This is a genomic window from Prevotella sp. S7 MS 2 (assembly GCF_000762865.1).
GTDB lineage: Bacteria > Bacteroidota > Bacteroidia > Bacteroidales > Bacteroidaceae > Prevotella.
Genome location: NZ_JRPT01000005.1, coordinates 1 through 25,347 on the forward strand (window position 1 = coordinate 1; position 25,347 = coordinate 25,347).

22 protein-coding genes are annotated in these 25,347 nt (G+C 41.0%); 11 read left to right on the forward strand and 11 right to left on the reverse strand.

All coding sequences use genetic code 11. The annotated features are described in order from the left end of the window. Positions 1-90 precede the first annotated feature (90 nt). The 5 genes from cdd to HMPREF0671_RS02045 all read right to left on the reverse strand — a co-directional run bounded on the left by cdd (position 91) and on the right by HMPREF0671_RS02045 (position 4,905). Positions 91-561: a cytidine deaminase gene (gene cdd, locus HMPREF0671_RS02025; protein ID WP_036896411.1), complete on the reverse strand. Its 471-nt coding sequence runs from the start codon at positions 559-561 to the stop codon at positions 91-93. Between the two features lie 24 nt (positions 562-585). Further along, entirely contained in the window at positions 586-1,953 is a 1,368-nt protein-coding gene (locus tag HMPREF0671_RS02030; RefSeq protein WP_231725676.1) for a right-handed parallel beta-helix repeat-containing protein, read from the reverse strand. Positions 1,954-2,031: 78 nt separating this feature from the next. Further along, positions 2,032-3,216 carry an MFS transporter gene (locus HMPREF0671_RS02035; RefSeq protein WP_036896416.1) on the reverse strand — a complete coding sequence of 395 codons (1,185 nt, stop codon included), beginning with the start codon at positions 3,214-3,216 and terminating at the stop codon, positions 2,032-2,034. 22 nt (positions 3,217-3,238) lie between these two features. Then, positions 3,239-4,057, reverse strand: a complete 819-nt coding sequence (gene panB, locus HMPREF0671_RS02040; RefSeq protein ID WP_036896418.1) for a 3-methyl-2-oxobutanoate hydroxymethyltransferase — start codon at positions 4,055-4,057, stop codon at positions 3,239-3,241. A 173-nt stretch (positions 4,058-4,230) separates the two neighbouring features. After that, a complete protein-coding gene (locus HMPREF0671_RS02045) occupies positions 4,231-4,905 on the reverse strand; it encodes an HAD family phosphatase (RefSeq protein WP_036896421.1) in 675 nt (224 codons plus the stop codon). A 65-nt stretch (positions 4,906-4,970) separates the two neighbouring features. Here HMPREF0671_RS02045 and HMPREF0671_RS11715 point away from each other — a divergent pair, with 65 nt between their 5' ends. The 6 genes from HMPREF0671_RS11715 to HMPREF0671_RS02075 are packed head-to-tail and all read left to right on the forward strand — an operon-like array spanning position 4,971 to position 9,615. After that, complete coding sequence (locus tag HMPREF0671_RS11715; RefSeq protein ID WP_052052759.1) at positions 4,971-5,768, forward strand: RsiV family protein; 798 nt, start codon at positions 4,971-4,973, stop codon at positions 5,766-5,768. A 7-nt stretch (positions 5,769-5,775) separates the two neighbouring features. Next, positions 5,776-6,402 (forward strand): 16S rRNA (guanine(527)-N(7))-methyltransferase RsmG, encoded by a 627-nt coding sequence (gene rsmG / locus HMPREF0671_RS02055; protein ID WP_036896423.1) that lies wholly within the window; start codon positions 5,776-5,778, stop codon positions 6,400-6,402. 1 nt (position 6,403) lies between these two features. Beyond that, a complete protein-coding gene (locus HMPREF0671_RS02060; protein ID WP_036896425.1) occupies positions 6,404-7,045 on the forward strand; it encodes an MBL fold metallo-hydrolase in 642 nt (213 codons plus the stop codon). A gap of 10 nt (positions 7,046-7,055) precedes the next feature. Further along, complete coding sequence (ruvC, locus tag HMPREF0671_RS02065) at positions 7,056-7,631, forward strand: crossover junction endodeoxyribonuclease RuvC (RefSeq protein ID WP_082721780.1); 576 nt, start codon at positions 7,056-7,058, stop codon at positions 7,629-7,631. A gap of 8 nt (positions 7,632-7,639) precedes the next feature. Continuing rightward, the gene (locus tag HMPREF0671_RS02070; RefSeq protein ID WP_036896428.1) at positions 7,640-9,124 is read left to right on the forward strand and encodes an ATP-binding cassette domain-containing protein; all 1,485 of its coding nucleotides are present in this window, start codon (positions 7,640-7,642) and stop codon (positions 9,122-9,124) included. A gap of 11 nt (positions 9,125-9,135) precedes the next feature. After that, complete coding sequence (locus HMPREF0671_RS02075) at positions 9,136-9,615, forward strand: hypothetical protein (protein ID WP_036896521.1); 480 nt, start codon at positions 9,136-9,138, stop codon at positions 9,613-9,615. Positions 9,616-9,627: 12 nt separating this feature from the next. Here the strand turns inward: HMPREF0671_RS02075 and HMPREF0671_RS02080 are convergent, their stop codons facing one another. Genes HMPREF0671_RS02080 through HMPREF0671_RS02095 form a run of 4 tightly spaced genes read right to left on the reverse strand, consistent with a single transcriptional unit; the run spans position 9,628 to position 14,438 of the window. Beyond that, complete coding sequence (locus HMPREF0671_RS02080; protein ID WP_036896430.1) at positions 9,628-10,785, reverse strand: DUF6057 family protein; 1,158 nt, start codon at positions 10,783-10,785, stop codon at positions 9,628-9,630. Between the two features lie 3 nt (positions 10,786-10,788). After that, positions 10,789-12,846, reverse strand: coding sequence for an alpha amylase C-terminal domain-containing protein (locus HMPREF0671_RS02085; RefSeq protein ID WP_036896433.1), 2,058 nt, complete (start codon positions 12,844-12,846; stop codon positions 10,789-10,791). Positions 12,847-12,869: 23 nt separating this feature from the next. Beyond that, a complete protein-coding gene (locus tag HMPREF0671_RS02090; RefSeq protein ID WP_036896435.1) occupies positions 12,870-13,319 on the reverse strand; it encodes a YhcH/YjgK/YiaL family protein in 450 nt (149 codons plus the stop codon). Positions 13,320-13,325: 6 nt separating this feature from the next. After that, positions 13,326-14,438 (reverse strand): phosphatidylinositol-4-phosphate 5-kinase, encoded by a 1,113-nt coding sequence (locus HMPREF0671_RS02095; RefSeq protein WP_036896437.1) that lies wholly within the window; start codon positions 14,436-14,438, stop codon positions 13,326-13,328. Positions 14,439-14,580: 142 nt separating this feature from the next. On the opposite strand from HMPREF0671_RS02095, the gene kdsB reads away from it, so the two are divergent. Next, positions 14,581-15,330 carry a 3-deoxy-manno-octulosonate cytidylyltransferase gene (kdsB, locus tag HMPREF0671_RS02100; protein ID WP_036896439.1) on the forward strand — a complete coding sequence of 250 codons (750 nt, stop codon included), beginning with the start codon at positions 14,581-14,583 and terminating at the stop codon, positions 15,328-15,330. Positions 15,331-15,545: 215 nt separating this feature from the next. On the opposite strand, the gene HMPREF0671_RS02105 is transcribed toward kdsB, so the two are convergent. Beyond that, positions 15,546-17,135: an NAD(P)/FAD-dependent oxidoreductase gene (locus tag HMPREF0671_RS02105; RefSeq protein ID WP_036896440.1), complete on the reverse strand. Its 1,590-nt coding sequence runs from the start codon at positions 17,133-17,135 to the stop codon at positions 15,546-15,548. A 183-nt stretch (positions 17,136-17,318) separates the two neighbouring features. Between HMPREF0671_RS02105 and thrA the strand changes: the two genes are divergently transcribed. Genes thrA through thrC form a run of 3 tightly spaced genes read left to right on the forward strand, consistent with a single transcriptional unit; the run spans position 17,319 to position 22,320 of the window. Then, positions 17,319-19,754, forward strand: a complete 2,436-nt coding sequence (thrA, locus tag HMPREF0671_RS02110) for a bifunctional aspartate kinase/homoserine dehydrogenase I (RefSeq protein WP_036896522.1) — start codon at positions 17,319-17,321, stop codon at positions 19,752-19,754. Between the two features lie 5 nt (positions 19,755-19,759). Next, complete coding sequence (locus HMPREF0671_RS02115) at positions 19,760-21,001, forward strand: cofactor-independent phosphoglycerate mutase (protein WP_036896442.1); 1,242 nt, start codon at positions 19,760-19,762, stop codon at positions 20,999-21,001. 11 nt (positions 21,002-21,012) lie between these two features. Next, on the forward strand, positions 21,013-22,320 hold the full coding sequence (gene thrC, locus HMPREF0671_RS02120) for a threonine synthase (protein WP_036896443.1): 1,308 nt from the start codon (positions 21,013-21,015) through the stop codon (positions 22,318-22,320). 135 nt (positions 22,321-22,455) lie between these two features. Here thrC and HMPREF0671_RS02125 read toward each other — a convergent pair whose 3' ends face one another. Further along, positions 22,456-23,406: a GNAT family N-acetyltransferase gene (locus HMPREF0671_RS02125; RefSeq protein ID WP_084589705.1), complete on the reverse strand. Its 951-nt coding sequence runs from the start codon at positions 23,404-23,406 to the stop codon at positions 22,456-22,458. 417 nt (positions 23,407-23,823) lie between these two features. On the opposite strand from HMPREF0671_RS02125, the gene HMPREF0671_RS02130 reads away from it, so the two are divergent. Further along, complete coding sequence (locus HMPREF0671_RS02130) at positions 23,824-25,344, forward strand: DUF4301 family protein (RefSeq protein ID WP_036896448.1); 1,521 nt, start codon at positions 23,824-23,826, stop codon at positions 25,342-25,344. Positions 25,345-25,347 lie beyond the last annotated feature (3 nt).

Genomic DNA, 25,347 nt, shown 5'->3' on the forward strand with positions numbered 1-25,347 from the left:
CGAGATTTTAAGTGCAACATTGATGTGAGTCAAGGGAAAAGACAAGCTTTTTCGCAAAACAGCAAGAATTGACAAACCATAATATACAGCTTACAAACTAACAAAAGCAAACGGCAAAAGATCCTTTACAGAGTTTACAATATAAACTCCATCTGTACCATATAAATATACTTCCATATCAGAATGATAACGCTCTTCTATCTCTAACATCACTTGTCGACATGCTCCACAAGGGGTTATCGGCGATTCTAGCATTCCCTTATCATTTCGTGCCGCAATGGCAATTGCCTTTATTGCCTGCATAGGTTGTTGAGCTTGGGCAGCAAAGATAGCTGTACGTTCAGCACACAAACCAGAAGGAAATGCCACATTTTCCTGATTTGCCCCTATCACAACATCCCCATTATCAAGCAACAAGGCTGCTCCGACATAAAAGTGACTGTAATCTGCATACGAATTCTGCGTTGCGGCAATAGCTTTATCTATCAATTCTTGATAGACAGCGTCCAATTCTTCTTTCCGACAATATTTATATGAGATTTCAATTTTACGATTTTCCATATTAACTATATCTTTATTTATATTCTAATCTTTTGTACTCTGTCTTTCATAAGCTCCAATATCAGGATGTTCTAATCTAGGTATTCCTGTCCTATCAGTATACGAGGATTTGGATTTATCTCCTTTATCATTTGCCAAAGATGCTGATGATAAGCGGAAATCATATACTAAATTTCGTTCGTCAACCTTCATAAAGTTCTTCTTTCCTGCAGCGATGGTATCATCCACATTCTCATATTGCACATTCAAAAAACGATTGACATTCTCACTTGTAGGCTCTACTGTGCGCAAAAGGCATGATGAAAATTGATAATTAAAGGTCGATGCTTTATTATTAGAACCTCCAATAACATCCTTAGCATAACCTGTTATCAAACTATTATCACACGTAAATAACTCAAGCGCACCACTCGAATTAGAGATATTCAAAGCATATCCACGCGCAGAATCAAAAGGATAGAACTGCGCTATCGTGCAACCTTGTACCTCTACGCGTCCACCATTCGCAAACAGACAATCATTCAAACTGTTCGATAATTGACTATCATGAATCTTTAAATGAGCCGATTGAGCAGTAACTCCATAGCCTTTACAATTATGTATGGTGGAATTAGAAATGGTCAACTCAGAATTCTCATCGCATTGCACACCAGTATGCGCCCCATGCAATTCGACATATTGCAGTCGATTGTTCGTAGATTCAGAGTAAAACCGTAGCCCACCCCACTGTCCACTCACACGGTCATAAGGCAAATAGTCGAACACTCTGTCCAATCTATCGCCACGCATCAAAACTTCAGAATCCTTGTTCCCCTCACAGACAAGTGTCCCTTTTACATCAATTCCGGCACCATCATGAAAATACAAAGATGTTCCTCCAGCAATGCGAAGCGTAGCTCCACGGCTAATCGTTACCTTACCATATATTATAATAGGTGTAGATGAAGCCAATTGGGTATCTTCACTAACTACTAGATTATTCATTTTCAAAGCATTCCAAGTCCACGCTTTCAAATGAACCTTCTGCTCTACTCCACTTTCCAACTTAAAAACAAGTTCATCCTGACACAGTTGTGGTTTATCTTGATTGGTCGTTGGGGCTGTAAATTCCACATAAACTCGCAGGCTATCTCCACTACGAACCTCCAAGTCGTTTACTTGATAACCCGCTGTTTTACCTAGATATACTCCGTCAATATTTGCTCTAAAACCGTTTTGATTTCCACCAGCCAACTTCGCATTGGCCAATTTAATTCCTTCTCCCGAACGATTATAAACCCAAAACGAACGCGTAGACGAAGGTATATTGGAAAACACAGTATCAATTGATACCGTATCAGCAGAATAGACTAACATCTTATTCGGTGAAGTTGTGAACGATTCTTCGTTCATACAAGACACTGATACAAGCGAGAATACCGCTACTAAAAATATAAAACAAAATGTTCTCATCACTTATAATAACGAAAATCACCTGTTTTTATTTCTTACATACCAAGAATGGGTGAAGAAATTGTATATGATTAAAGATAATACCACCAAACATAAAGCCAACAAAAGCACCTGCTCTCGACTGGCTTGAAGAAAATAAAAGCTAACAAACAAGCCAACCGCCAATCCTCCTTCCCACAGCAGAAAGAACGTACTCTGCGAAGTACCACGTTCACAATGACGACTTAACTTAATGAGAAACAACAAAGTACGCGAACTTACTAAACCAACACCTAAGCCTAATAAGAATGCCGAAATCCATAAATGTGTCAATCCATGACGAAGATACATAATCAATATAGAGGCTCCAATACAAAGAAAACCTGAAATATTTTCACTCTTCAAATCGGCATTTGCAAACGCAAACTTCTCTGCAAGGAGAGCTACCAAGAAGCCTCCCATCAATAAAGCATAGAATGTTTCCGAATGGCTCAAACTAAAAAGTAAGCCAACAGCAATAGTTGTTAATAAGAAATTAAAGAACAACATGGCTCCATGCGACAAGAAAAATCGGTCGAAACTCATAACATGTGCATCTTCTTCCGGGGCTCTAAAAGAAAAATGTACGACCGAAAGGAACACAAAAGCAAGCACAGCTAATACAGCCGAAACCAAAAATGTATCAAGAATATTGAATTTAAACACCACCAACATTCCCACAACCGGTCCCAACGACAAAGCAAAACGACGAAGCCAAGCTGCCGAATAATTTGCTTCCGTACGATAGAACGACTCGCAAGAATCAATGACCAACGTACTTGCAAGAACCATCTCGGCCAATCCAAAGAATGCTCCCAACAAGAAACGCATAGCCAACATGCCAACTGCAAGTCCCCCCTGTGAGAACAATCCTGCATTCTTAAACATCAACCACATCAACACATACAAAGCCGCTACTACCAAAATAGCCTCCTTGCACACCAAATGTCGACATCTGGATTTGACCAAATAAGAGCAAAATGCCCCCAAGGCAAACAGGCCTATACCATAAGTTCCGAAAGCTAAACCTACAATATCAGAAGATGCAAAGTAGGTTTTACCCAAATAAGGTATCGACACCATCTGCACATACACAGACATGGTCAAGAACAATCCCACCAATGCCAGCATCCAAAAACTACGATGCCATAATCCTATGTGTATAGGGGAGTTTTGCGTATCCATTGCATTATCTCTAACAAAAATATCAATAACTTTCGTTGCCGTTTGGAAAATCAACCTCTTTGACTGCATTGATATAATCCTCTACCCCTGCCGTCATCTGCCCTCTTAATTCTGCAAACCGTCTCAAGAACTTTGGTTTGAACTCCTCTGTCAACCCCAGCGCATCTGCATAAACAAGGATTTGCCCATCAGTAGCATTACCCGCGCCGATTCCAATAGTTGCACAAACCACCGATTCAGTAACCTTTGCCGCCAATGCTGCAGGTATTTTCTCTAGCGTAATACCAAAGCATCCCGCTTCTTCTAGTGCATGAGCATCGGCCAACAACTTCTCTGCTTCAGCCTCTTCTTTCGCTCTCAACCCATAACCACCAAACTGATGGATACTTTGAGGGGTCAGACCAAGATGCCCCATCACCGGAATACCAGCATTGACAATAGCCTTTACCGTATCAACAATTTCAATACCACCCTCCATTTTCAATGCATCAACACCGGTCTCCTTCATGATTCTAATAGCATTTCGGAGCGCTTCTTCCTTGCTTATCTGGTACGATCCCATCGGCATATCACAAATTACCAAAGCATGCGAAACTGCTTTTGCCACCGATTTTGCATGATATATCATTTCATCAACAGTGATCGGGAGCGTATCAGCATTTCCTGCCATCACGTTGGAAGCCGAATCTCCTATCAAAATTCCATCAATGCCGGCAGCATCTATAATGCCGGCTGTCGTATAATCATAAGCAGTCAACATAGCTATCTTTTCACCGGAATTCTTCTTCTCAATGAATGTTTTGACCGTAACTTTCTTCTTATCTGTAGTTAAATATCCCATTTTAAATATTCTTTTATACATTCATACTCACTCATCTAGTAAGTATTCCATTTTAACTATATTTCTATCAATTTGGTGCAAAGGCCTAACAGTAGTGCTGCTTCCATTTTGCAGCGAAACTGCATAGGCTTGTCAGCAAGACTGCCAAACGTTTGCAGCAAGCTCATATCATTTCAACATGAAGCAGATTGTGGACTCTTACCCTGTTTAAAAGCACTTACTAACTCTTTAAAACCCTTATTTATATAATCCGTCCATACCACATCTGCATACGGAAGGATAGCTTCTTGGGGATTTGTCGTAGCCAAACCAACAACAAACATTTGCGCCGAACATACCGCACGCAGCCCATTATAGCTATCTTCTAAACCTACACAAACTTGTGGAGAGGCCCCAAAATGCTGAGCACCAAGCAAATAACATTCCGGATGGGGCTTACCATTCGTAAAGTCTTCGCTCGTAAAAATATGGTCAAACAAGTCTAAAAATTCCTTATGCTGCGCATATACATTCTGCATCTTAGGCCGATTACTGCTCGTTACTACGGCAGTCTTTACTCCATGCTTGCGTAAATCTAGAATAAATTCGACCACACCGGGCAGATAATCAAAGTGCATCTGAGTTTCAAATTTATTCAGTCGTTGAGTGATTTGTGGCTGTTCAGACCGAACATGCCCGAAATACTTATCGTAAATTTCGACAAGAGTTTGTCCCTTTATCTTTTGTTCCAAATTGGGAATATCAGGTTGATAACGTAAACACTCGCCTCTCCAAAACTCTGTATATTGAGGTTCCGTATCGAAAACCACTCCATCCAAGTCGAAGAGCGCGACTTTGAGTTCTTCCATTTTCACCTTATTTATTAATATTAGATGCAAAGTTACAATCTTTTTATGTAATTTTGCCCACGATTATGAAGAAATTACTGGTAGCAGCTTTGGTTGCATTGCTTGTAGTCTCATGCGGAAATTATGGTCATTCCATTTCCAAGTTGAAGGATATTGAGTTCGACAGTGTGACTGTGGATTCAGTATATAACTTGACGAAAGAACCCAACTCGCCTCGTATTTCGATTTCATTCAGGATATTGTATGCAAAAGGTAAAAAGGCCAATATCATCAACGATAGCCTTCTTCAATCCGCAATGTTAGGATATAGAAGCATTAGTGCTCACAACAATCATCTATCCTTTAAACAGCGTATAGACACCATTGCCTCGCTACTAATTGCCGATTACAAGGATTCATATTCTGATATGTATATGCTAGACCGCAATAATCCTGATAATTATAATTTCAAATGTCACATCAGAACAAAGGTTGAAAGCTTCAAAAACAACATCATTACATATACGGCAAATGTGTATTATCGACTGAACAAGGAATTAGAAGTACACCTACCAGTTGCCCTAAACTTCAACGCAAATACCGGACAACTTATCCATTTGGACGATTTATTTGTCAGCGGATACCAACCATTGCTGAACGAAATAATAGAAAAGGAACTCATTGAGCAATTCCATGCTGGTGACCAAGCCGGCTTGAGAAAAATGAAAATATGTGCTTACACACCGATATATCCGTCTGAAAATTTCATTTTGAAGAAAGATAAAATTATATTTGTGTACGAACAAGAAGAAATTGCCCCACACGACAAAGGAGAAATACGTGTAGCCATTGACAACGAAGAACTAACAAAAATACTCAAATAGATATTTCATGATAGATATTATCACTAAATATTTCCCAATTTTATCTGAGACGCAGTTGGAACAATTCCGCCAACTGATGCCTCTGTATACTGATTGGAATGCTAAAATCAACGTGATTTCTCGAAAAGACATCAACAATCTCTATGAACACCACGTGCTTCACAGTCTAGCTATTGCCAAGAAGATAGCCTTCAATGATGGAACCAAGATACTAGATTTCGGTACCGGCGGAGGTTTTCCCGGCATTCCATTGGCTATACTGTTTCCAAACTGCGAATTCAAACTCATTGATGGGACGAGTAAGAAGATTCGCGTAGTTCAAGAAGTTGCACAAGCTATTGGACTGAAAAACATTACAGCCGAGCACCTAAGAGGTGAAGATGAAGATGGGAAATACGACTTCATCGTGAGCAGAGCAGTCATGCAACTATCATCATTAATGCCCATTATTCGCAAGAATATCAAGAAAGAGTACTGCAATAAGCTGCATAATGGATTGTTATGTCTGAAAGGTGGAGACCTAACGAACGAACTTGCTCCATTCAAAAAACAAGTACAAGTAACTTCACTCGACACCTATTTCGAAGAAGACTGGTTCAAACAAGATAAGAAACTCATCTATATTCCGATTTAATATGCTGAACATCAAGAAATTTGTATGCAATATGATTCAGGAGAATTGCTACGTTGTGAGCGATGAGACACGCCAATGTGTCATCATTGATTGCGGTGCATACTATCCTGAAGAGCGTCAAGCCATCGTACAATATATCAAAAATGAACAGCTCACTCCTGTCCATTTACTGGCCACACATGGCCACATTGATCATAACTTCGGCAACAATACCATTTATGACGAGTTTGGGTTGAAAGTTGAAGCGCACGCCAACGAAGAGACAAATATGCAGCAACTAGACGCTCAGGTAAAGTCTTTTGTAGGTGTAACACTGGACTACACACTTCCACCTGTCGGGAAATATCTGCACGATGAGGATACAATAGCATTCGGTAACCACCGATTGACTATTATACCGACTCCCGGTCACACGGCCGGTGGGGTATTTTACTATTGCCAAAAAGAAAACTTGGCTTTTTCAGGAGACACGCTGTTCCGTCGCTCTATAGGGAGAACAGATCTTGGAGGCTCCATGTTCCAGATTATACAAAGCCTCCGTATGGTATGTCAGTTACCCGATGAGACTCGCATTTATCCCGGACACGGAGAGTCGACAACCATTGGAGAGGAACTAGCCGAGAATCCATATTTGGACAGATAAAGCTATAAAATTGAAACAGAGGGTTGAAAAAATAATACTGGGTATCGACCCCGGCACCAACATCATGGGATATGGAGTGCTGAAAACGAAAGCTAACAAGGCTTCATTGATTGCAATGGGTGTCATCGACTTGCGTAAGATAGGTGATATGTACTTGCGTCTAGGTACCATTTTTAAGAGAGTTACGGGCATCATAGACGAATATCTACCGGATGAAGTAGCCATAGAAGCACCATTTTTTGGTAAGAATGTACAATCAATGCTGAAACTTGGGCGTGCTCAAGGTGTAGCTATTTCAGCTGCAATCCTACGCGATGTGCCGATTCATGAGTATGCTCCACTGAAGATTAAAATGGCTATCACAGGACAAGGACAAGCCAGTAAGGAGCAAGTGGCAGGTATGTTACAGAAGATTTTACACATTCAAGAGCAAGACATGCCAAAGTTTATGGATGCCACCGATGCCTTAGGAGCTGCCTATTGTCATTTTTTGCAAATGGGAACACCCATAACCGACGCTACACACTATAATAGTTGGAAAGACTTTGCTAGAAAGAATCAACAGCGAGTTAGCAATAACGATTAAACTAGGATATGAATCATAAGATAATATCTATCCACCAAGGGATTGCCCGAATGCCGGAATGGCGTTTTACACAGCCCGTTGATTTCGAGATGTGTAAGGGAGAACAAATTGCCATCGTTGGTCCTAACGGTGGCGGGAAGTCGATGTTGGTAGATATTATCATTGGAAAACATCCACTCATTACCCACAGTCCTGAATATGATTTTACCCCTAGCAAGAAACAACTCGTTAGTGAAAACATCAAATACATCACATTTAGGGATTGCTATGGAGGAGATAATGACCGTACATATTTCCTTCAACAAAGATGGAATCAACAAGAAATAGATACAGAGACTCCTACGGTTGGCAGCAAACTAGAAGAGGCTTTCTTGCTATCCGGTGAAGATACACCTAAGCATAGAGCACTACAACAGCATATCTACGAATTGTTTGGGCTGGAGAATCTGCTAGATAAGTATATCATCTTACTGTCTAGCGGCGAGCTTAGAAAGTTTAAACTAGCCGGAATGCTATTCTCTAATCCTAGAATTCTGATATTGGATAATCCTTTCATAGGCTTGGATGCCGAAACAAGAGATAAGTTAAAGGTGCTTTTGAAAACGCTTGCAACAGAAGAAGGATTGCTGATTATCTTGGTTTTAAGTAAAACCGATGATATTCCAGACTTTATTACGCATGTCGTTGAAGTCAGCGATATGACGGTAAAACCTAAACGTCTCGCTGCTGACTTTATAAAACAGCAGGCCGAAGTACCTGCTCACATATTGGAAGAAAGCAAACGAAGCCTTATCTTAAATCTGCCTGCAAAAGATAAAGTCTACCATGCCAAAGAGATAGTAAGGATGAACCATGTCAAGATACAATATGGTGAACGTACAATTCTCAAGGATTTGGACTGGACAGTAAGGAATGGTGAGTGTTGGGCATTAAGTGGTCAAAACGGTTCGGGAAAGTCAACACTGCTTAGTTTGGTGTGTGCCGATAATCCACAGAGCTATGCTTGCGACATCACACTGTTTGATCAACCGCGTGGTAGTGGCGAAACTATATGGCAAATCAAGAAACATATTGGATATGTTTCACCTGAATTACATCGCGCTTATCAAAAAGATATGCCTGCCATTCGAATTGTTGCCAGCGGGTTAAAGGACTCTGTAGGCTTGTATAGCAAACCAAATCCAGAGGATTATGACGTTTGTCGATTTTGGATGCGTGTCTTTGGACTGAAAGGATTGGAAGATAAAAGTTTCTTAAAACTATCTAGCGGAGAACAAAGATTGGTTTTATTGGCACGTGCTTTCGTCAAAGATCCGGAATTACTCATCCTAGATGAGCCTCTACATGGTTTGGATTTAAGAAATCGAAGATTAGTAAAAGATATAATAGAAACATTCTGTAAACGCCCGAACAAGACGCTGATAATGGTTACACATTACAAAGAAGAACTTCCAGCATGTATCAACAACTATATATATTTGACGAAAAACTAACATTTGGAAATATGAAAAGAGTATTATTTGTTTTAGCCTTCATTGGCTTTACATTCACTTCGGTAAGCGCACAAAACGTTTACAGCGAAATCAAACGTTTGTCTGAGGCCGTAGCCAATGACCAAACAAAGGACATAGAAACACGAAAGATTGCCACTTTCAAGGTTGATGAACTGAACTATATGGCTGCCAAGAGTGCCGAGCTGATGCCGGATAGCAGCATGCGTATGCTTGATTATCAAGCTTATGCCATGTATGAATACGTGAATTTGTTCCTCGACAAACTCACCAAAGCAGAGAAGAAGACCGACAAAGACGAGGTAAAGGAAATCTTCAAAGTAGCTTCTATCAACAATAGTCGCTTCAATGACATGGACAAAGAATTGGTATTGGCCTATTATTCAAACCCAAACTACATAACACAGTTCAGTCTTGATACCGATTGGGTAAAAGCTTTGAGAGATGTAAAAGAATCTTTGGGGATTGAATAATCCCCATCCATCCTAGTTTGGAATACGGTTTCGGTAATAATACCAGAACCAATACGTGTCCCCATAAGAATCCCTTAGCATGCTATAGCGTTCTAAGGGATTCTTACTTTTATGTTGTAAGGACTCAAAATCTTGGAAGTCTGTATCAAGTATATCATTATGATAAGAGAGCAAAGGATTTTTTCGCAAATGATTATACAATACCAAAGCCTCTCTATAATGTTTAGGCAGATTCGTTAAAGAATCATGATGCTGTCTCAATGACTGTACGAACAAATCTAACTTACCATCAATCAGATAAGCACACAACCTATAATCATCAAGCTTCTTGTTCACCTTATGATGCTTACTCATATATTGGAAGTAGCGATAAGGGGGCATATATTGCTTAAACCAACCACCAAGAGACTTGTATAATCGGCTCTCTGGAAACATCATAAACTTGACACTACTACCATTAGGTAGCATAGACATAGTTCCACCAACCAAAGGATATTCGAATAACTTTTCTCCTAATTGATTCGTTTCGGACAATGCGGTGATACGAATAAGAGTGAGACTTGAATCAGAAGCATTCTCTCCCTTCCCTATTGTCAATGCCTTTTGATAGTCACCATCCAACAACGCCTGCTCAGCTTGCATTCGATAATGGAATACATCATCATGGTTTGCAAACAACCCAACTAGAAATATCATACAAGCCATCGTCAACAAGTTTATCCACATATCTTTTGAAAATAGTCCATGAGATGGTTTTAACGTATCAGGTAATTGTATTTGCAATACCAACCACACCAAACCTACATAGCAAACCACTAAAATGGGAATTGCATAAAGCCAACCACCCCAAGAAAGACCACCATCTATGTTTGGACTTATATCAGTAATGACTGTTAATATCAATAAAGATGGGAAATAAGTCAGTGCATGTACCTTTCCATCCAATCGTGTCCAAAAGTAGATTCCTAACTGTATCAGCCATAAAACGGTTGTAATCAAGGTAGCTCCAATCTCTCTATTATAGTGCGTTTGTCCCTTTGACAAGACATGTTGAGCTACAGCCAAGACATCGGCTTGGAAACTATAAAGGTATAAGAATGTAAAAACGAGAAAAACAATAGCGCATGCCATTCGAATAATGACAGTGCTATTGGTATAAGAAGATCTCATAAATCAATTTTTCTTTAGTACAAATGCAGTACGCGCAGGTAAATATAACTTCAACCATTCCTTATGTTCATTGACATACAATGGATCATAAGTAGTTAGATGTACGATAGAGTCATCATTCAATCCATTCCCTCCAAATTCCTTTGCGTCCGTATCTAACACCACATCATAGCCTCCTGTCTGCACCAAGAAACCATAATCTGTAAACGAATTGACCGGAGAGAAATTGAATACAAACAATAGATTGCCACGCATAAAGGCCAATACTTGGTCGCCATCATTGTGCCAAATCTCTTGAACATTCGTCAAATTGAATCGCTTCTCACTCTTGATAACTTTCAACATGGCTTTGTCAAAGTCACTCAAATAGTGATAATCCAATTCTAGATTATCCACAAGATTCCATTGTCTACGCGCATATTTATGGCTCCAACCATTTCCTTCTCGTGGGAAATCTATCCATTCAGGATGCCCAAACTCATTTCCCATAAAGTTAAGATAGCCACCATTGATGGCTCCGGCAGTCACAAGGCGTATCATTTTATGCAAGGCTATGCCACGGTGAACGGCTTCATTCTCATCCCCTTTCTTGAAATGCCAATACATATCAGCATCTATCAAACGAAAAATAATAGTCTTATCACCTACCAAAGCTTGGTCATGACTTTCGCAATAAGAAATAGTCTTCTCATCACTACGACGATTTCTCACTTCCCAGAAAATGGAGCTAGGCTTCCAATCCTCATCTTTCAGCTCCTTAATAGTCTTTATCCAGAAATCAGGAATATTCATAGCCATGCGGTAATCAAACCCATAACCACCATCTTCAAAGCGTGCTGCCAAGCCCGGCATGCCACTAACTTCCTCAGCTATCGTTATCGCGTGCTTGTTAACTTCATGTATTAACTTATTGGCTAAAGTCAGATAACATATCGCGTTATCGTCTTGTCGACCATTGAAATAATCACCATAGTTAGTAAAAGCCTCTCCTAGCCCGTGACTATAATACAACATGCTGGTCACACCATCAAAGCGGAAGCCATCGAAACGAAACTCTTCAAGCCAATACTTACAATTGGAAAGCAAGAAATGAACCACATTGTCCTTCCCATAATCAAAACATAAGCTGTCCCAAGCCGGATGCTCGTGACGGTCGCCCGGATAGAAATATTGATTCGGGTCGCCTGCTAAATTACCCAAACCCTCCTTTTCATTCTTCACAGCATGAGAATGTACCAAGTCCATAATGACTGCTACACCATGCGAATGAGCTTCATCTATTAATTCCTTCAATTCTTCCGGCGTACCAAACCGGGATGAAGAAGCAAAGAAAGAACTTACATGATAACCGAAACTTCCATAGTATGGATGCTCCTGTACGGCCATCATTTGTATACAGTTATACCCGTCTTTGATAACGCGTGGAAGCACTTGTTCCTTAAACTCACGATAAGTTCCCACCTTTTCTGCATCCAAACCCATTCCTACATGGCATTCATAGATGAGCAATGGGTCCTTATGTGGAGTGAATTTAGGCTTCTTCCAGATATACGCAAGTGCCGGATTCCACACCTGAGCAGAAAATATTTTCGTCCTTTCATCTTGTACAACGCGTGTTGCCCAAGCCGGAATACGCTCGCCTTCTCCCCCATCCCAGATGACGTACATCTTGAATAAGTCACCGTGTTTGACTGCTTTTGCACTCAATTTCAGTTCCCAATCCCCGGTCTCCGAGATACGGGTTGCACGATAACGGTCTGTTCGTTGCCAATCATTGAAGTCGCCTACCAAATAGATTTCTTTCGCATTGGGTGCCCATTCACGGAATACCCAACCTCTCGAAGTCTTATGTAAACCATAATACTGATATCCATTAGCAAAATCACTCAGTGTCTTTTTACCTTGACTAGTCAATTGGTTAATTTTCCATAGCGCATGTTCATGCCGCCCCCTTATAGCATCTTCATAAGGTATCAAGTATGAATCATTCTTAACCAATCCTATGTGCGAAGGCGCAGTATTCGTCTTCTTCAATGCAGTTTCTTTTGCCTTCTTTACCATATCGTGTTTATTTTAATTTCCAGTTAGTACATAGCAACCTTGAAGATTGCCTTCTTTAATTCTGCAGACTCACATATCCCCGGTGCATGTCCGTCTTGTGGAAGACATATAACCATATTTCCGAGTTTACAAGTTAGGAATGTCTGACATGAGACTCCTTCCACTTTAGCGAAATCCTTCTGCACATCAAAATCCACACTTGGCAATTCCGCAACAGGAGTATAGCCATATTCTTCTTCCGAAGTCAGTGGTATTGCTATATCCATCATCTTATGGTGATATTCCAATACAGCATCTTCCCGCTGCTTACCTTTCACCAAATCTATATTCACATAGACATTCTCACCGTCTATAAGATGCCTGCCTACAGGCAAGTCAATTAAAGAATGCGTTTCTACAAATTTACAAACCAAAGCTATACGAGGATTGAGTGCCGTATACATCTTTAGGTTTTCAAGTTTATCAATAATCATCTGATGCTAATTTTCAAATCGCCTTCCCAATTCATATCGCCCTTTCTTGACGATTTGACCATTCCGATCTTTCTCCACAAACTTACCATCACGCCGGCCATCTACATAACTTCCTTCAAAACGATTGCCGTCTTTATCTTCTTCCAAAGCAATACCATTGGGTACACCTTTCTTATATGTACCGCGGAACTTGCTTCCATTGGCATAGTGAATAATCACTTCTCCATTGAGTTCGCCATTCTTGAAAGTTCCTTCAAAGACGTCACCATTCTTCTTAGTCAACTTTCCTATACCGTTTTGCAAGTCATCTTTCCACTGTCCGGTATATATATCGCCATTCGACCATGCCAAAGTACCCTGCCCATCTTTGTTTCCTTCAAAGAAATGGCCGGTATATTTATCACCATTAGCGTATCTGAAAATTCCTTCACCAGTACGTTCGCCCTGCACATAGTCGCCTTCATACATGTCGCCATTTTGGAATTTATAGATTCCACGACCATTTTGTATGTCGTCTTTCCATTGTCCTATGTAAGCATCACCGTCTGCATACTTGTTTACTCCTTTCCCAGAACGCTGGTTATCTACCCACTGTCCATCGTAAGTAGTGCCATCTCCCCAATCAAAGATGCCCTTACCGCTCTTTTGGTCGTTCATCCATTGCCCATCGTAATAAGCCCCACTGGAATACGTATACTTTCCCTTCCCTTGACGTTTATTCTCTACCCAGTCACCGGCATACTTATCACCATTATAATAATACATCACTCCATGGCCTTGTTGCTTATCTCGAAACCACAGTCCTACATACTTATTATTGTTGAGGAAATAAAAGGTACCACGCCCATGACGCTGGTCTTGAAACCATTGACCATCATATTTTTTACCATCGGCATAGGTATAGATACCGGTACCTTGCCTTTTACCTTTCAGATATTCACCTTCATAGGTATCGCCATTGCCAAATACGGTACTTCCTTTACCTTGTGGTCGGCCTGAAACCATCTGCCCTTTATAGGTACCACCATCATGCGTGGTACATGAACCAAGCGTTATCTTCTGTGAAAAACCAGAAAGAGGGACAAGTAAGAGGAATAATGTTAATATCTTATTTTTCAATGTTTTTACAATTTAGTATACGCCAAAATTAAGAAATAATTGGATAACAACAAAATTAGTTAGTAAATTTTATTATTTTTGCATTGCATTCTCAGCCGTTAAATGTGCTGTAAGCCTAGTTATTAACTATCCAAAATTTGATATGAGATTTATAGGATTAATCCCCGCTCGTTACGGTTCCAGTCGATTTCCCGGAAAACCTTTGGCTCTATTAGGAGGAAAACCGGTCGTTCAACGTGTTTATGAACAAGCTAGCAAAGTGTTAGATGACGTATATGTAGCTACCGACGACCAACGCATTTACGAAGCCGTCGTATCTTTCGGAGGCAAAGCCGTCATGACCTCCACGGCACATAAGAGTGGTACCGATCGCATAGAAGAAGCTTACCAAACTATCAATCAGCCATTCGATGTGATTGTTAACATCCAAGGAGACGAGCCCTTTGTCAGCCAATCTCAACTCACGACCATTTGTCAAGCATTCGAAGATGACGACACACAGATAGCAACACTTGGCATATCCTTTAAAGATATGGCAAGTGTAGAGAATCCCAATTCACCTAAAATCGTTATCGATAATCAAGGATTCGCGCTCTATTTCAGCCGTAGCATTATTCCGTTTGTTCGTGGCATCGAATCTAGCGAGTGGCTACAACACTATCCTTTCCTCAAACACATCGGACTCTACGCCTACCGCTCCAACGTTCTTACTGAGATAACAGCCCTTCCTCAATCATCATTAGAGAAGGTCGAATCATTGGAACAATTACGTTGGCTTCAAAATGGATACCACATTAAAGTGGGAATTACGCACACTGAGACAATCGGAATAGACACTCCCGAAGACTTGGAAAAAGCAGAAACATTCCTCAAAACTAGGTTTAGGGAGTAGAAAACATAAGTTTCAAAATCTAGACTCAACGATTTTGAATCCTAACCCATAAACTCATAAACCAAAAAGCTCATGAACTCATCTTCCTGCATAGGCTTAGCAGCAATATTGAAAAGCCCGAACAGTAAAACTGCCAAGGCTCAACAGAAATGCTGTTGAGCCTTGGCAGCAGATGATTAAAAACCACATGAGGTCGTAATTACGGTAACATTGCCTTATAATTCATTCATATAAGCCGCACACATCTCGGCACATCGCTCCCCATCTATACCTGCCGACACGATTCCACCGGCATAACCGGCACCCTCACCACACGGGAATAAGCCACGAAGACGTACATGTTGCAAGGTTTCTCGGTCTCTCAAAATACACACCGGACTTGACGTGCGCGTCTCAGTAGCTATCAATACAGCCTCATTGGTTAAGAAGCCATGAGCATACTTACCAAATGTTTTGAAGCCTTCTTGCAAACGAGAACTAATCATATCGGGCAACCAAAAATGTAACGGACTACTGATGAGTCCCGGAGCATAACTGCTCTTGGGTAAATCATAACTCAATTTCTTGTTTACAAAGTCGGCCATACGCTGAGCCGGAGCCGTTTGACGCATGTTACCTTGCTGCCAACACATCTTTTCTAATCGCTTTTGAAAGTTCATTACCTTCAATACTTCCGGTACAGACGCATCCTCTTCCGAGTTTACAATATCTTCAGGATGCAATTCTACCACCATTCCACTATTACTCCAAGCTGTACCTCGATTACTCGGACTCATACCGTTGACCACTATTTGCTCCGGTCCTGTAGCCGCAGGGATAACAAATCCCCCCGGACACATACAGAAAGAATAGACTCCACGCCCCGCTACTTGCGTTACAAAAGAGTATTCTGCAGCAGGAAGATATTTACCTCGTCCCTGCTTATTGTGGTATTGTATTTGATCTATCAATTGCGATGGGTGCTCTAGTCTCACACCTACAGCTATTCCTTTAGCCTCCATCTCTACACGACTATCATACAGATAGTTATACACGTCACGAGCACTGTGTCCAGTAGCCAAAATAACGGGACCTCGGAATTCCTTTTCTACTCCTGTCTGTAGCTCAACAGCCTCTACACCTACAACAGTATCACCATCGAAAAGAAGACGTTCCATCTTGGTTTCAAAATGTACTTTGCCTCCACTTTGAAGAATTTGATTCCTCATATTCTCTATGACGCGGGGCAATTTGTCCGTTCCGATATGCGGATGAGCGTCGGCCAAAATACTCGTATTGGCACCGTGCTGACAAAAGACATTCAATATTTTGTCGACAGAACCACGCTTCTTGCTACGCGTATAGAGTTTTCCATCACTATATGCACCAGCTCCACCTTCGCCAAAACAGTAATTACTCTCGCCATCTATCTGATGGGTACGCGTGATTTGTGAAAGGTCTTTCTTGCGTTCTCTAACATCCTTCCCACGTTCCAAGACGATAGGACGGAATCCAAGTTCTATTAATCGAAGCGAAGCAAATAGCCCTCCGGGACCTTCTCCAACCACTATCACAGCCGGTTTGCCCGTCACATCGGGATATTCTGTATGAATGTAGCTATCATCCTGCGGCATTTCATTAATATATACGCGTATTTTAAGATTCACATAAATGGTACGCTGACGAGCATCTATACTCTTCTTTAAGATACGAATATGCTGAATGGTCCGTGCGTCCAGTCCTTTGTCTTGCGCAACAAACTGTTTTACACTCTCAACATTGTATGCTACTTGGGGTAAAACCCTTATTTGGTATTCTTGAATCATAGTTGCAAAGATAACATTTATCCCACAATAAAGACAACATTTTATAACTAAAGCACATCAATAAGATTCATTTTATTGTCAAAAACGTTGGTCATTGACATTTTTATCATTATTTTTGCCACTAAGTTTCGATACACCCTGCTTGTTTTAGGGATGTCGGAGCATTACATAAACATCTTTAAAATGAAAGTACTTAAATTTGGCGGGACATCTGTAGGTTCCGTAAAGAGCATTCTAAGCTTAAAACGTATCGTTGAGAACGAAGCCAAAAAGCAGCCTGTTATTGTCGTAGTGAGCGCACTAGGTGGCATCACCGACCAGTTATTAACAACCGCTCAACTCGCCCTAAAAGGCGATGAGACATGGAAAGACGAATTTGCCTCCATGGTAGACAGGCACCACAAGATGGTGGATACCATTATTACCAACCCCACAAAACGCGAGGCGCTCTTCACAACAATCGATTCCCTACTAGAGCAATTACGGTCTATTTATTTCGGAGTATATCTTATTCACGACCTCAGTGAAAAGACTCAAGATGCCATTGTGAGCTATGGCGAACGCCTAAGTTCAAACATTGTAGCCACTCTTATCAATGGGGCGAAATGGTTTGATAGCCGTAATTTTATCAAGACAGAATATATAAATGGCAGGCGGATGCTTGAGAGTGAACTTTCGGCCAAGCTTGTGAAGGAAGCATTTGCCGACCTTCCACGCATCAGTTTGGTACCGGGATTCATCAGTAGAGACGTGCATACGCGGCGCACAACGAACCTTGGACGTGGCGGAAGCGACTATACCGCATCCATTATTGCCGCCGCTCTAGATGCCGAAGTACTTGAGATATGGACAGATGTAGACGGTTTCATGACGGCAGACCCGCGTGTTATCAAGACCGCATATACCATCAACGAATTGAGTTATATCGAGGCTATGGAGCTTTGTAACTTCGGTGCAAAGGTCATCTATCCTCCTACAATCTATCCGGTATGCGTTAAAAATATACCAATAAGGGTGAAGAACACCTTCAACCCGGAAAATCCGGGCACCATTATCAAAAGTAAGATAGAGAATGATTGTAAACCTATCAAGGGTATTAGCTCTATCAAAGGAACTTCTTTGATTACTGTTACAGGCCTATCCATGGTTGGTGTTATCGGTGTAAACCGCCGTATCTTCACAGCCTTGGCCAACAGAGGCATCAGTGTGTTCATGGTGAGTCAAGCTTCATCAGAGAATTCGACCTCAATAGGTGTACGCGACCAAGATGCAAACGAAGCCGTTGATGTATTAAACAAAGAATTTGCCAATGAGATAACAGATGGTGCAATGTTTCCAATGCACGTAGAGAAAGGATTAGCAACCATTGCAATCGTTGGTGAAAATATGAAACATACGCCCGGTATTGCCGGCAAACTGTTCGGAACATTAGGCCGTAGCGGTGTCAGTGTGATTGCTTGTGCCCAAGGAGCCAGCGAAACCAACATCTCGTTTGTTATAGATTCTGCTTCATTACGAAAGAGTTTAAATGTATTGCACGACTCTTTCTTCCTCTCTGAATATAAGGTATTGAACCTATTTATATGTGGTGTAGGCACTGTCGGAGGCAAACTGATTGAGCAAATCAAAAAACAATACGAAACATTAAAGGAAACCAACGGACTGAAATTGAACGTTGTCGGTATCGCAAGTTCCAAAAAAGCCATCTATAATCGCGAAGGATTAAACCTCAATCAGTATCAAGAGGAGCTTAAAGCAAGCGAAGCCAGTTCGCCGGAGAAACTGTATGAGACTATCACGGAGATGAATGTATTCAACAGCGTGTTTGTTGATTGCACGGCCAGTAAAGATATTGCGGCGCTATATCAGCGACTTCTGGAACATAATATCAGTGTCATTGCAGCTAACAAGATTGCTGCCTCAAGCGAATACGATAAGTATTTGAAGCTCAAGAAGACTGCATTGACCCGCGGAGTGAAGTTTAGATTCGAGACAAACGTGGGTGCCGGCCTTCCAATCATAGGTACTATCAACGATTTAAGAAACTCCGGAGACAAGATATTGAAGATAGAAGCTGTTCTAAGCGGGACTCTTAACTTTATCTTTAATGAAATAAGCAGCACCGTACCATTCTCAGAAACTGTACGAAGAGCAAAGGAACAAGGCTACTCGGAACCCGATCCACGCATTGATTTAAGCGGAACCGACGTGATACGCAAGCTCGTTATTCTTAGCCGTGAAGCCGGTTACAAGGTCGAACAAGAAGATGTAGAGAAACAATTGTTTGTCCCAGACTCGTTCTTCGAGAGCAATGTAGAGAATTTTTGGAAGAATCTGCCAACACTAGATTCCGACTTCGAAAAACGCAGATCGGCTTTGGAACAAGAAGGAAAACGCTGGAGATTTGTTGCAACCATGGACAGAGGAAAGACCAACGTGGCTCTACAAGTAGTCGATCATAACCATCCTTTCTACAATTTGGAAGGAAGTAACAATATTGTCTTATTGACAACAGAGCGCTATAAAGAATATCCTATGCAAATACAAGGTTATGGTGCGGGGGCAAGTGTTACCGCCGCCGGTGTATTTGCCAACATCATGTCAATTGCCAATATCTAAAATAGATGAAACATATCATTATTTTAGGCGATGGCATGGCTGACCATGTTGTCGCAAGATTGGGTAATAAGACCCTTCTTCAATATGCTGACACTCCCTACATGGACATGTTGGCTCGTAAAGGAAGAACCGGGCGACTGATGACCATCCCAGAAGGATTCCATCCGGGTAGCGAAGTGGCCAATACATCTATTCTCGGTTACGACCTTAATTTGGTATACGAAGGGCGTGGGCCATTGGAAGCTGCATCTATCGGATATGATATGGCACTCGAAGACATGGCTATTCGATGCAATATTGTGAGTTTGGAAGACGGACGAATCAAGAGCCATCATGGCGGACATCTGACCACTGAAGAGGGCGATGTGCTCATTCAATACCTGAATAAAGAACTAGGCAACGACAAAATTAAGTTCATTACTGGTATTCAGTATCGTCATTTATTAGTCATCAAGGGCGGAAACAAGCACTTGGAATGTGCACCACCACACGACCATCCCAATGAAGAATGGATGCCTTTACTCATCAAACCAGAAAAGAATTATAAAGATTCCGAAGAGGAAGATAGAAAAGATGGAAGAATGAGTGCGCAAGAAACAGCCGACCTACTCAACGACCTTATATTGAGAAGTCAGCAACTTTTAGCGCAACATCCATTCAATAAAGACAGAAAAGAGAAAGCAAATTCCATCTGGCCATGGAGTGGTGGCTACCGCCCGAACATGCAAACACTGATGCAACTATACCCCCAAATCAAGGCAGGAAGCTGTATATCGGCCGTAGACTTGATTCGTGGAATCGGGCACTACGCAGGTTTAGACATTATTAAGGTACCGGGTGCCACCGGATTAGCTGATACAAACTACGAAGGAAAAGCTCAAGCTGCCATTGAAGCACTTAAGAAACAAGACTTTGTCTTCTTGCATTTAGAGGCCAGCGATGAAGCCGGACACGACGGAGATCTTGAGTTAAAGCTCCGAACAATAGAAAATCTTGACCATAGAATAGTTGAGCCCATCTATCATGAAGTTAAGAATTGGGACACGCCTGTGTGTATTGCGGTGCTCCCAGACCATCCTACACCTGTAGAAATCAGAACTCATGTAAAAGAGGCCGTACCTTTCTTGATTTGGCACAAAGAGATTATTCCAGACAAAGTTCAACTATATGACGAAACAAGTTGTGTAGAAGGAGGTTACGGACTTATCTATCTAAACCAATTCATGGAAACATTCATGAAGCTCTAAAACAGAAAGCTATGAGATACTATAGTACTAACAAGCAGACGCCATGGGCAACTTTGCACGAAGCTGTAGTCAAAGGATTAGCTCCGGACAAGGGGCTTTATATGCCCGAAACCATTAAACGACTACCCCACTCTTTCTTCGATAACATTGAAAATCTTTCATTTCAGGAAATGTCATTCGAGGTTTCCAAAGCTTTCTTCGGTGAAGATGTAGAGGAAAATGCTCTCAAACAAATTGTCTTTGATACATTGAGCTTCGATACACCAGTTGTAAAAGTAGAAGAAAACATATATGCCCTCGAACTATTCCACGGTCCGACACTTGCTTTTAAAGATGTAGGTGCCAAATTTATGGCGCGTTTATTACAATATTTCATCAAACAAGAAAGCCATGACCAAGTCAATGTACTCGTAGCCACCAGTGGAGATACGGGTAGCGCCGTAGCCAATGGATTTCTTGGCGTCGACGGTATTCACGTATATGTATTATATCCTAAAGGAAAAGTTAGTAGCATCCAAGAGAGCCAGTTTACAACGCTAGGGCGGAATATTACAGCCATAGAAGTAGACGGGGTGTTCGATGATTGTCAAGCTTTGGTCAAACAAGCTTTCATGGATAACCAGTTGAACAACCACATGAAGCTTACTAGTGCCAACTCCATCAACGTTGCTAGATTTCTACCACAAGCATTCTACTATTTCAATGCCTACGCTCAACTCAAGCAACTCCACCAACTAGATGGAAAAGAGATGGTAGTTTGCGTTCCGAGCGGGAACTTCGGAAACATCACAGCAGGATTGTTTGCCCAGCACATGGGACTCCCTATCAAGAGATTCATCGCTGCTAATAACGCTAACGACATCTTCTATCAATACTTGCAGACTGGTATCTACTCGCCTAAACCAAGCAAACAGACAATTGCCAACGCCATGGATGTGGGCGCACCAAGCAACTTTGCAAGAATTATAGACTTATACAAAGGTGATTGGAATGCTATTAAAGCGGCAATATCCGGAGCAACTTACTCCGATACAGACATCAAACAAATCATGGCCGACTGCTATCGAACCAATCAATACGTGCTCGATCCACATGGTGCATGTGGCTATGAAGCACTGAAAATAAATCTACAAGCAAACGAAGTGGGAGTATTTCTGGAGACTGCTCACCCAGCCAAGTTCAAAGAACAAGTTGATAGCATCCTCAAAACTGATATTGAGATTCCTCAACCACTGGCTAAGTTTATGAAAGGACAAAAGCAAATTATCCCCATGAGCATCAGATTTGAAGATTTCAAAGAATTTCTGTTGCAACAATAAAAGGCAAGTCTCCAATATTTTCCTTTGGTGACTTGCCTAAAAATGCTCTATCCCACTCTAGCCTCGTTTCTTCATTTCAAAATAGGCAGTGTGATACAACTCGCCTCCCATAGTTATTTTATAGCCTTCATCGCCTCAGCTCAAATCAAGATGACGTATTGATGTATGTTCCATACAATATTTAATGGTCTCATTAACTAGTTGATAACCCGGCGAATACCTTCCAAGTTTACCATCAATAGCCAACCATGGTATCACTACCCGTGTACCATCACGACTCACCATCCCCATCAATAAGGCAGCAATCTGTTCGTTATAATATAAAGTTGCTATGAAATTGTTACTACAGTTTCTAATACTTACGCAATCGTGCTTGGTGAACATCTTCATATACTTTTTGAGGCCTCTGTACTTACGGTATTTCTCCTGCTGCCTATCTGTATAAAAGAAATAGAACTTACTCCACTCTTTCAAGCAGAGAGGATGCCCACCTTCTACCATAAGCCGATACTCTAGTCCATCACTCTTCAACCTATTATATGAGGTGCGCAGATTTTGGCGTGCACTCTTACTCAAACCTTGGTAATAATCATCATAACTATCACTAAAGGGAATATTAACATAAGGGTAAAAAGTCACCTCTGTATCGGGGTATCGCTCTATATATCGCTGATAGACCTTAGATTGAACAGCAAAACGTGTCATCTTGATGATTCCAGACCGCTCCGTGAGTAGGTCGATGCATGCATCTATCTGTTCATCGGTTATGGTATCACGATAGATAAACTCTGCGACATCACATCCCTGTATTTCATTGAAGAGAGTTGGTAATTCACCTTGCTTTACCGAAACACTCAACGGGGCTATAAGCAGCGGTGTTTCATGATGGTAAATCACTACAAAAAGCGGATAACGCTTTTTACCAAAAATGCGCAATAAATGCTGTACCCAAATACACTTATTATAAAAATACGCCTGAAAAACACCCAGTGACTCATTATTATCATAAAGTTCTTTCCACACATGATGCAATTTCAATAGGTTGCTCGTCGTATATAAACTATAACATGATTTGGTATTTGCCATTTTCGTTAGTTGTATTTTGATTATTTACCCAATCCTATCCATTGATATATCCATTAGCAAGCTTTTATAGATAATAACCTTTCTTGTCGTAGTTCCATCCTCGTAACTGAAAAATATCATGAATAAGAGCGATAATTTGAGATGCAAAATTAATGAATATTCCTTTGATTACAAAATCAATATATTTCTTTATAAGAAACCCAACTTGTATATTAATGCTATCTAATAGGATTATCAACTTGTGAATTAAACAAATACAAGCGTAAAGGCATCATAAAGTTGGGAATTATAGATGCATTTCCTTTGTCAATAACTACAAAAATATTATCTTTGTGATGAACAGAATTGTGGAGGTTATCCATTATTCTTACATGCGATAAGCACAACCATAATTTCGTAATATAAAATCTTAACAATATGAATCTATCACCATCTGACCTAAAACAGATTTCCAATCACGGAATGACAAAAGAACAAGTAGAGCATCAGCTCAAAGAAATTGAAAGTGGTTTTCCATTTCTCCGATTAGAGCAAGCAGCTTCTACCAGTAGAGGAATTATTGCCCCTACACCCGAAGAACGCGATGCCTATATTAAGGCATGGAATACATATAAGGGAGAAGGACACACAATTGTAAAATTTGTACCGGCAAGTGGTGCAGCCAGCAGAATGTTTAAGAACATGTTTGCATTCTTGCAAGCTGATTACGATAAGCCAGAAACAGATTTCGAAAAGACTTATTTCGAGCATATACAGAACTTTGCTTTCTACGAGACACTCAACGATTGCTGCAAGAAGAATACCCATAAGGATATCCCGACACTGATAAAAAACAAACAATACAAGGATATCGTAGCTAACATGCTGAACGAGGAAGGGCTCAACTATGGTTCCCTACCCAAAGGTCTGCTGCTCTTCCATAACTACGAAGAGGGAGCACGCACTCCCATGGAAGAACATTTGGTGGAGGCGGCACTCTATGCCGATTCAAAAGGTGAGGCTAACATCCACTTCACTGTAAGCCATGACCACTTAGAACTCTTCAAACAAAGACTTGCCCAAAAACAAGCTTTTTATGAGAAGGAATTTAATATACATTACAATGTATCATTCTCTGAACAGAAACCTAATACAGATACCATTGCTACCAATCCCGATAATACGCCTTTTAGGAACGAAGATGGCAGCCTGCTCTTCCGTCCGGGTGGTCATGGTGCATTGATTGAGAACCTCAATGACATAGATGCTGACGTAACATTTATCAAGAATATCGACAATGTAGTTCCCGACCGGCTCAAAGAAGATACCATTGTCTACAAGCAACTCATTGCGGGTATTCTCGTCACTCTGCAAAAGCAAGCTTTCCACTATCTAAGAACGCTTGAGAGTGGACAATACAACCACGCTACACTAGAGGAAATCATCAGATTCGTACAACAAGATTTATGTTGCCGAAAGTCAGACATTAAGATGTTGGAAGATGCCGAATTGGTAATCTATCTCAAGAACAAGTTGAATCGCCCCATGCGAGTTTGTGGAGTGGTCAAGAATGTTGGAGAACCGGGCGGTGGTCCTTTCTTGGTCTACAACAGCGATGGCTCTGTCAGTCTACAAATACTGGAAAGCACCCAAATAGATACCAATAATACCGAATACAGCAAGATGTTTACCGAAGGTACCCACTTCAATCCTGTAGACTTGGTATGTGCAATAAAAGATTATCAAGGGAATCACTTCTATTTACCGGATTTTGTAGACAAGTCTACCGGTTTCATCAGCCACAAGAGCAAGAACGGTAAAGTTCTGAAAGCACTCGAACTTCCCGGTCTGTGGAATGGTGCTATGAGTGATTGGAATACCGTTTTCGTGGAAGTTCCACTCAGTACATTTAATCCCGTCAAAACTGTAAACGATTTACTACGGGAACAACACCAATAAAAG

Coding starts and splice junctions, on each gene's coding strand:
- cdd (WP_036896411.1), bottom strand. CDS start 561: ATGGAAAATCGTAAAATTGAAATCTCATATAAATATTGTCGGAAAGAA.
- HMPREF0671_RS02030 (WP_231725676.1), bottom strand. CDS start 1,953: ATGAACGAAGAATCGTTCACAACTTCACCGAATAAGATGTTAGTCTAT.
- HMPREF0671_RS02035 (WP_036896416.1), bottom strand. CDS start 3,216: ATGGATACGCAAAACTCCCCTATACACATAGGATTATGGCATCGTAGT.
- panB (WP_036896418.1), bottom strand. CDS start 4,057: ATGGGATATTTAACTACAGATAAGAAGAAAGTTACGGTCAAAACATTC.
- HMPREF0671_RS02045 (WP_036896421.1), bottom strand. CDS start 4,905: ATGGAAGAACTCAAAGTCGCGCTCTTCGACTTGGATGGAGTGGTTTTC.
- HMPREF0671_RS11715 (WP_052052759.1), top strand. CDS start 4,971: ATGAAGAAATTACTGGTAGCAGCTTTGGTTGCATTGCTTGTAGTCTCA.
- rsmG (WP_036896423.1), top strand. CDS start 5,776: ATGATAGATATTATCACTAAATATTTCCCAATTTTATCTGAGACGCAG.
- HMPREF0671_RS02060 (WP_036896425.1), top strand. CDS start 6,404: ATGCTGAACATCAAGAAATTTGTATGCAATATGATTCAGGAGAATTGC.
- HMPREF0671_RS02070 (WP_036896428.1), top strand. CDS start 7,640: ATGAATCATAAGATAATATCTATCCACCAAGGGATTGCCCGAATGCCG.
- HMPREF0671_RS02075 (WP_036896521.1), top strand. CDS start 9,136: ATGAAAAGAGTATTATTTGTTTTAGCCTTCATTGGCTTTACATTCACT.
- HMPREF0671_RS02080 (WP_036896430.1), bottom strand. CDS start 10,785: ATGAGATCTTCTTATACCAATAGCACTGTCATTATTCGAATGGCATGC.
- HMPREF0671_RS02085 (WP_036896433.1), bottom strand. CDS start 12,846: ATGGTAAAGAAGGCAAAAGAAACTGCATTGAAGAAGACGAATACTGCG.
- HMPREF0671_RS02090 (WP_036896435.1), bottom strand. CDS start 13,319: ATGATTATTGATAAACTTGAAAACCTAAAGATGTATACGGCACTCAAT.
- kdsB (WP_036896439.1), top strand. CDS start 14,581: ATGAGATTTATAGGATTAATCCCCGCTCGTTACGGTTCCAGTCGATTT.
- HMPREF0671_RS02105 (WP_036896440.1), bottom strand. CDS start 17,135: ATGATTCAAGAATACCAAATAAGGGTTTTACCCCAAGTAGCATACAAT.
- thrA (WP_036896522.1), top strand. CDS start 17,319: ATGAAAGTACTTAAATTTGGCGGGACATCTGTAGGTTCCGTAAAGAGC.
- HMPREF0671_RS02115 (WP_036896442.1), top strand. CDS start 19,760: ATGAAACATATCATTATTTTAGGCGATGGCATGGCTGACCATGTTGTC.
- thrC (WP_036896443.1), top strand. CDS start 21,013: ATGAGATACTATAGTACTAACAAGCAGACGCCATGGGCAACTTTGCAC.
- HMPREF0671_RS02125 (WP_084589705.1), bottom strand. CDS start 23,406: ATGGCAAATACCAAATCATGTTATAGTTTATATACGACGAGCAACCTA.
- HMPREF0671_RS02130 (WP_036896448.1), top strand. CDS start 23,824: ATGAATCTATCACCATCTGACCTAAAACAGATTTCCAATCACGGAATG.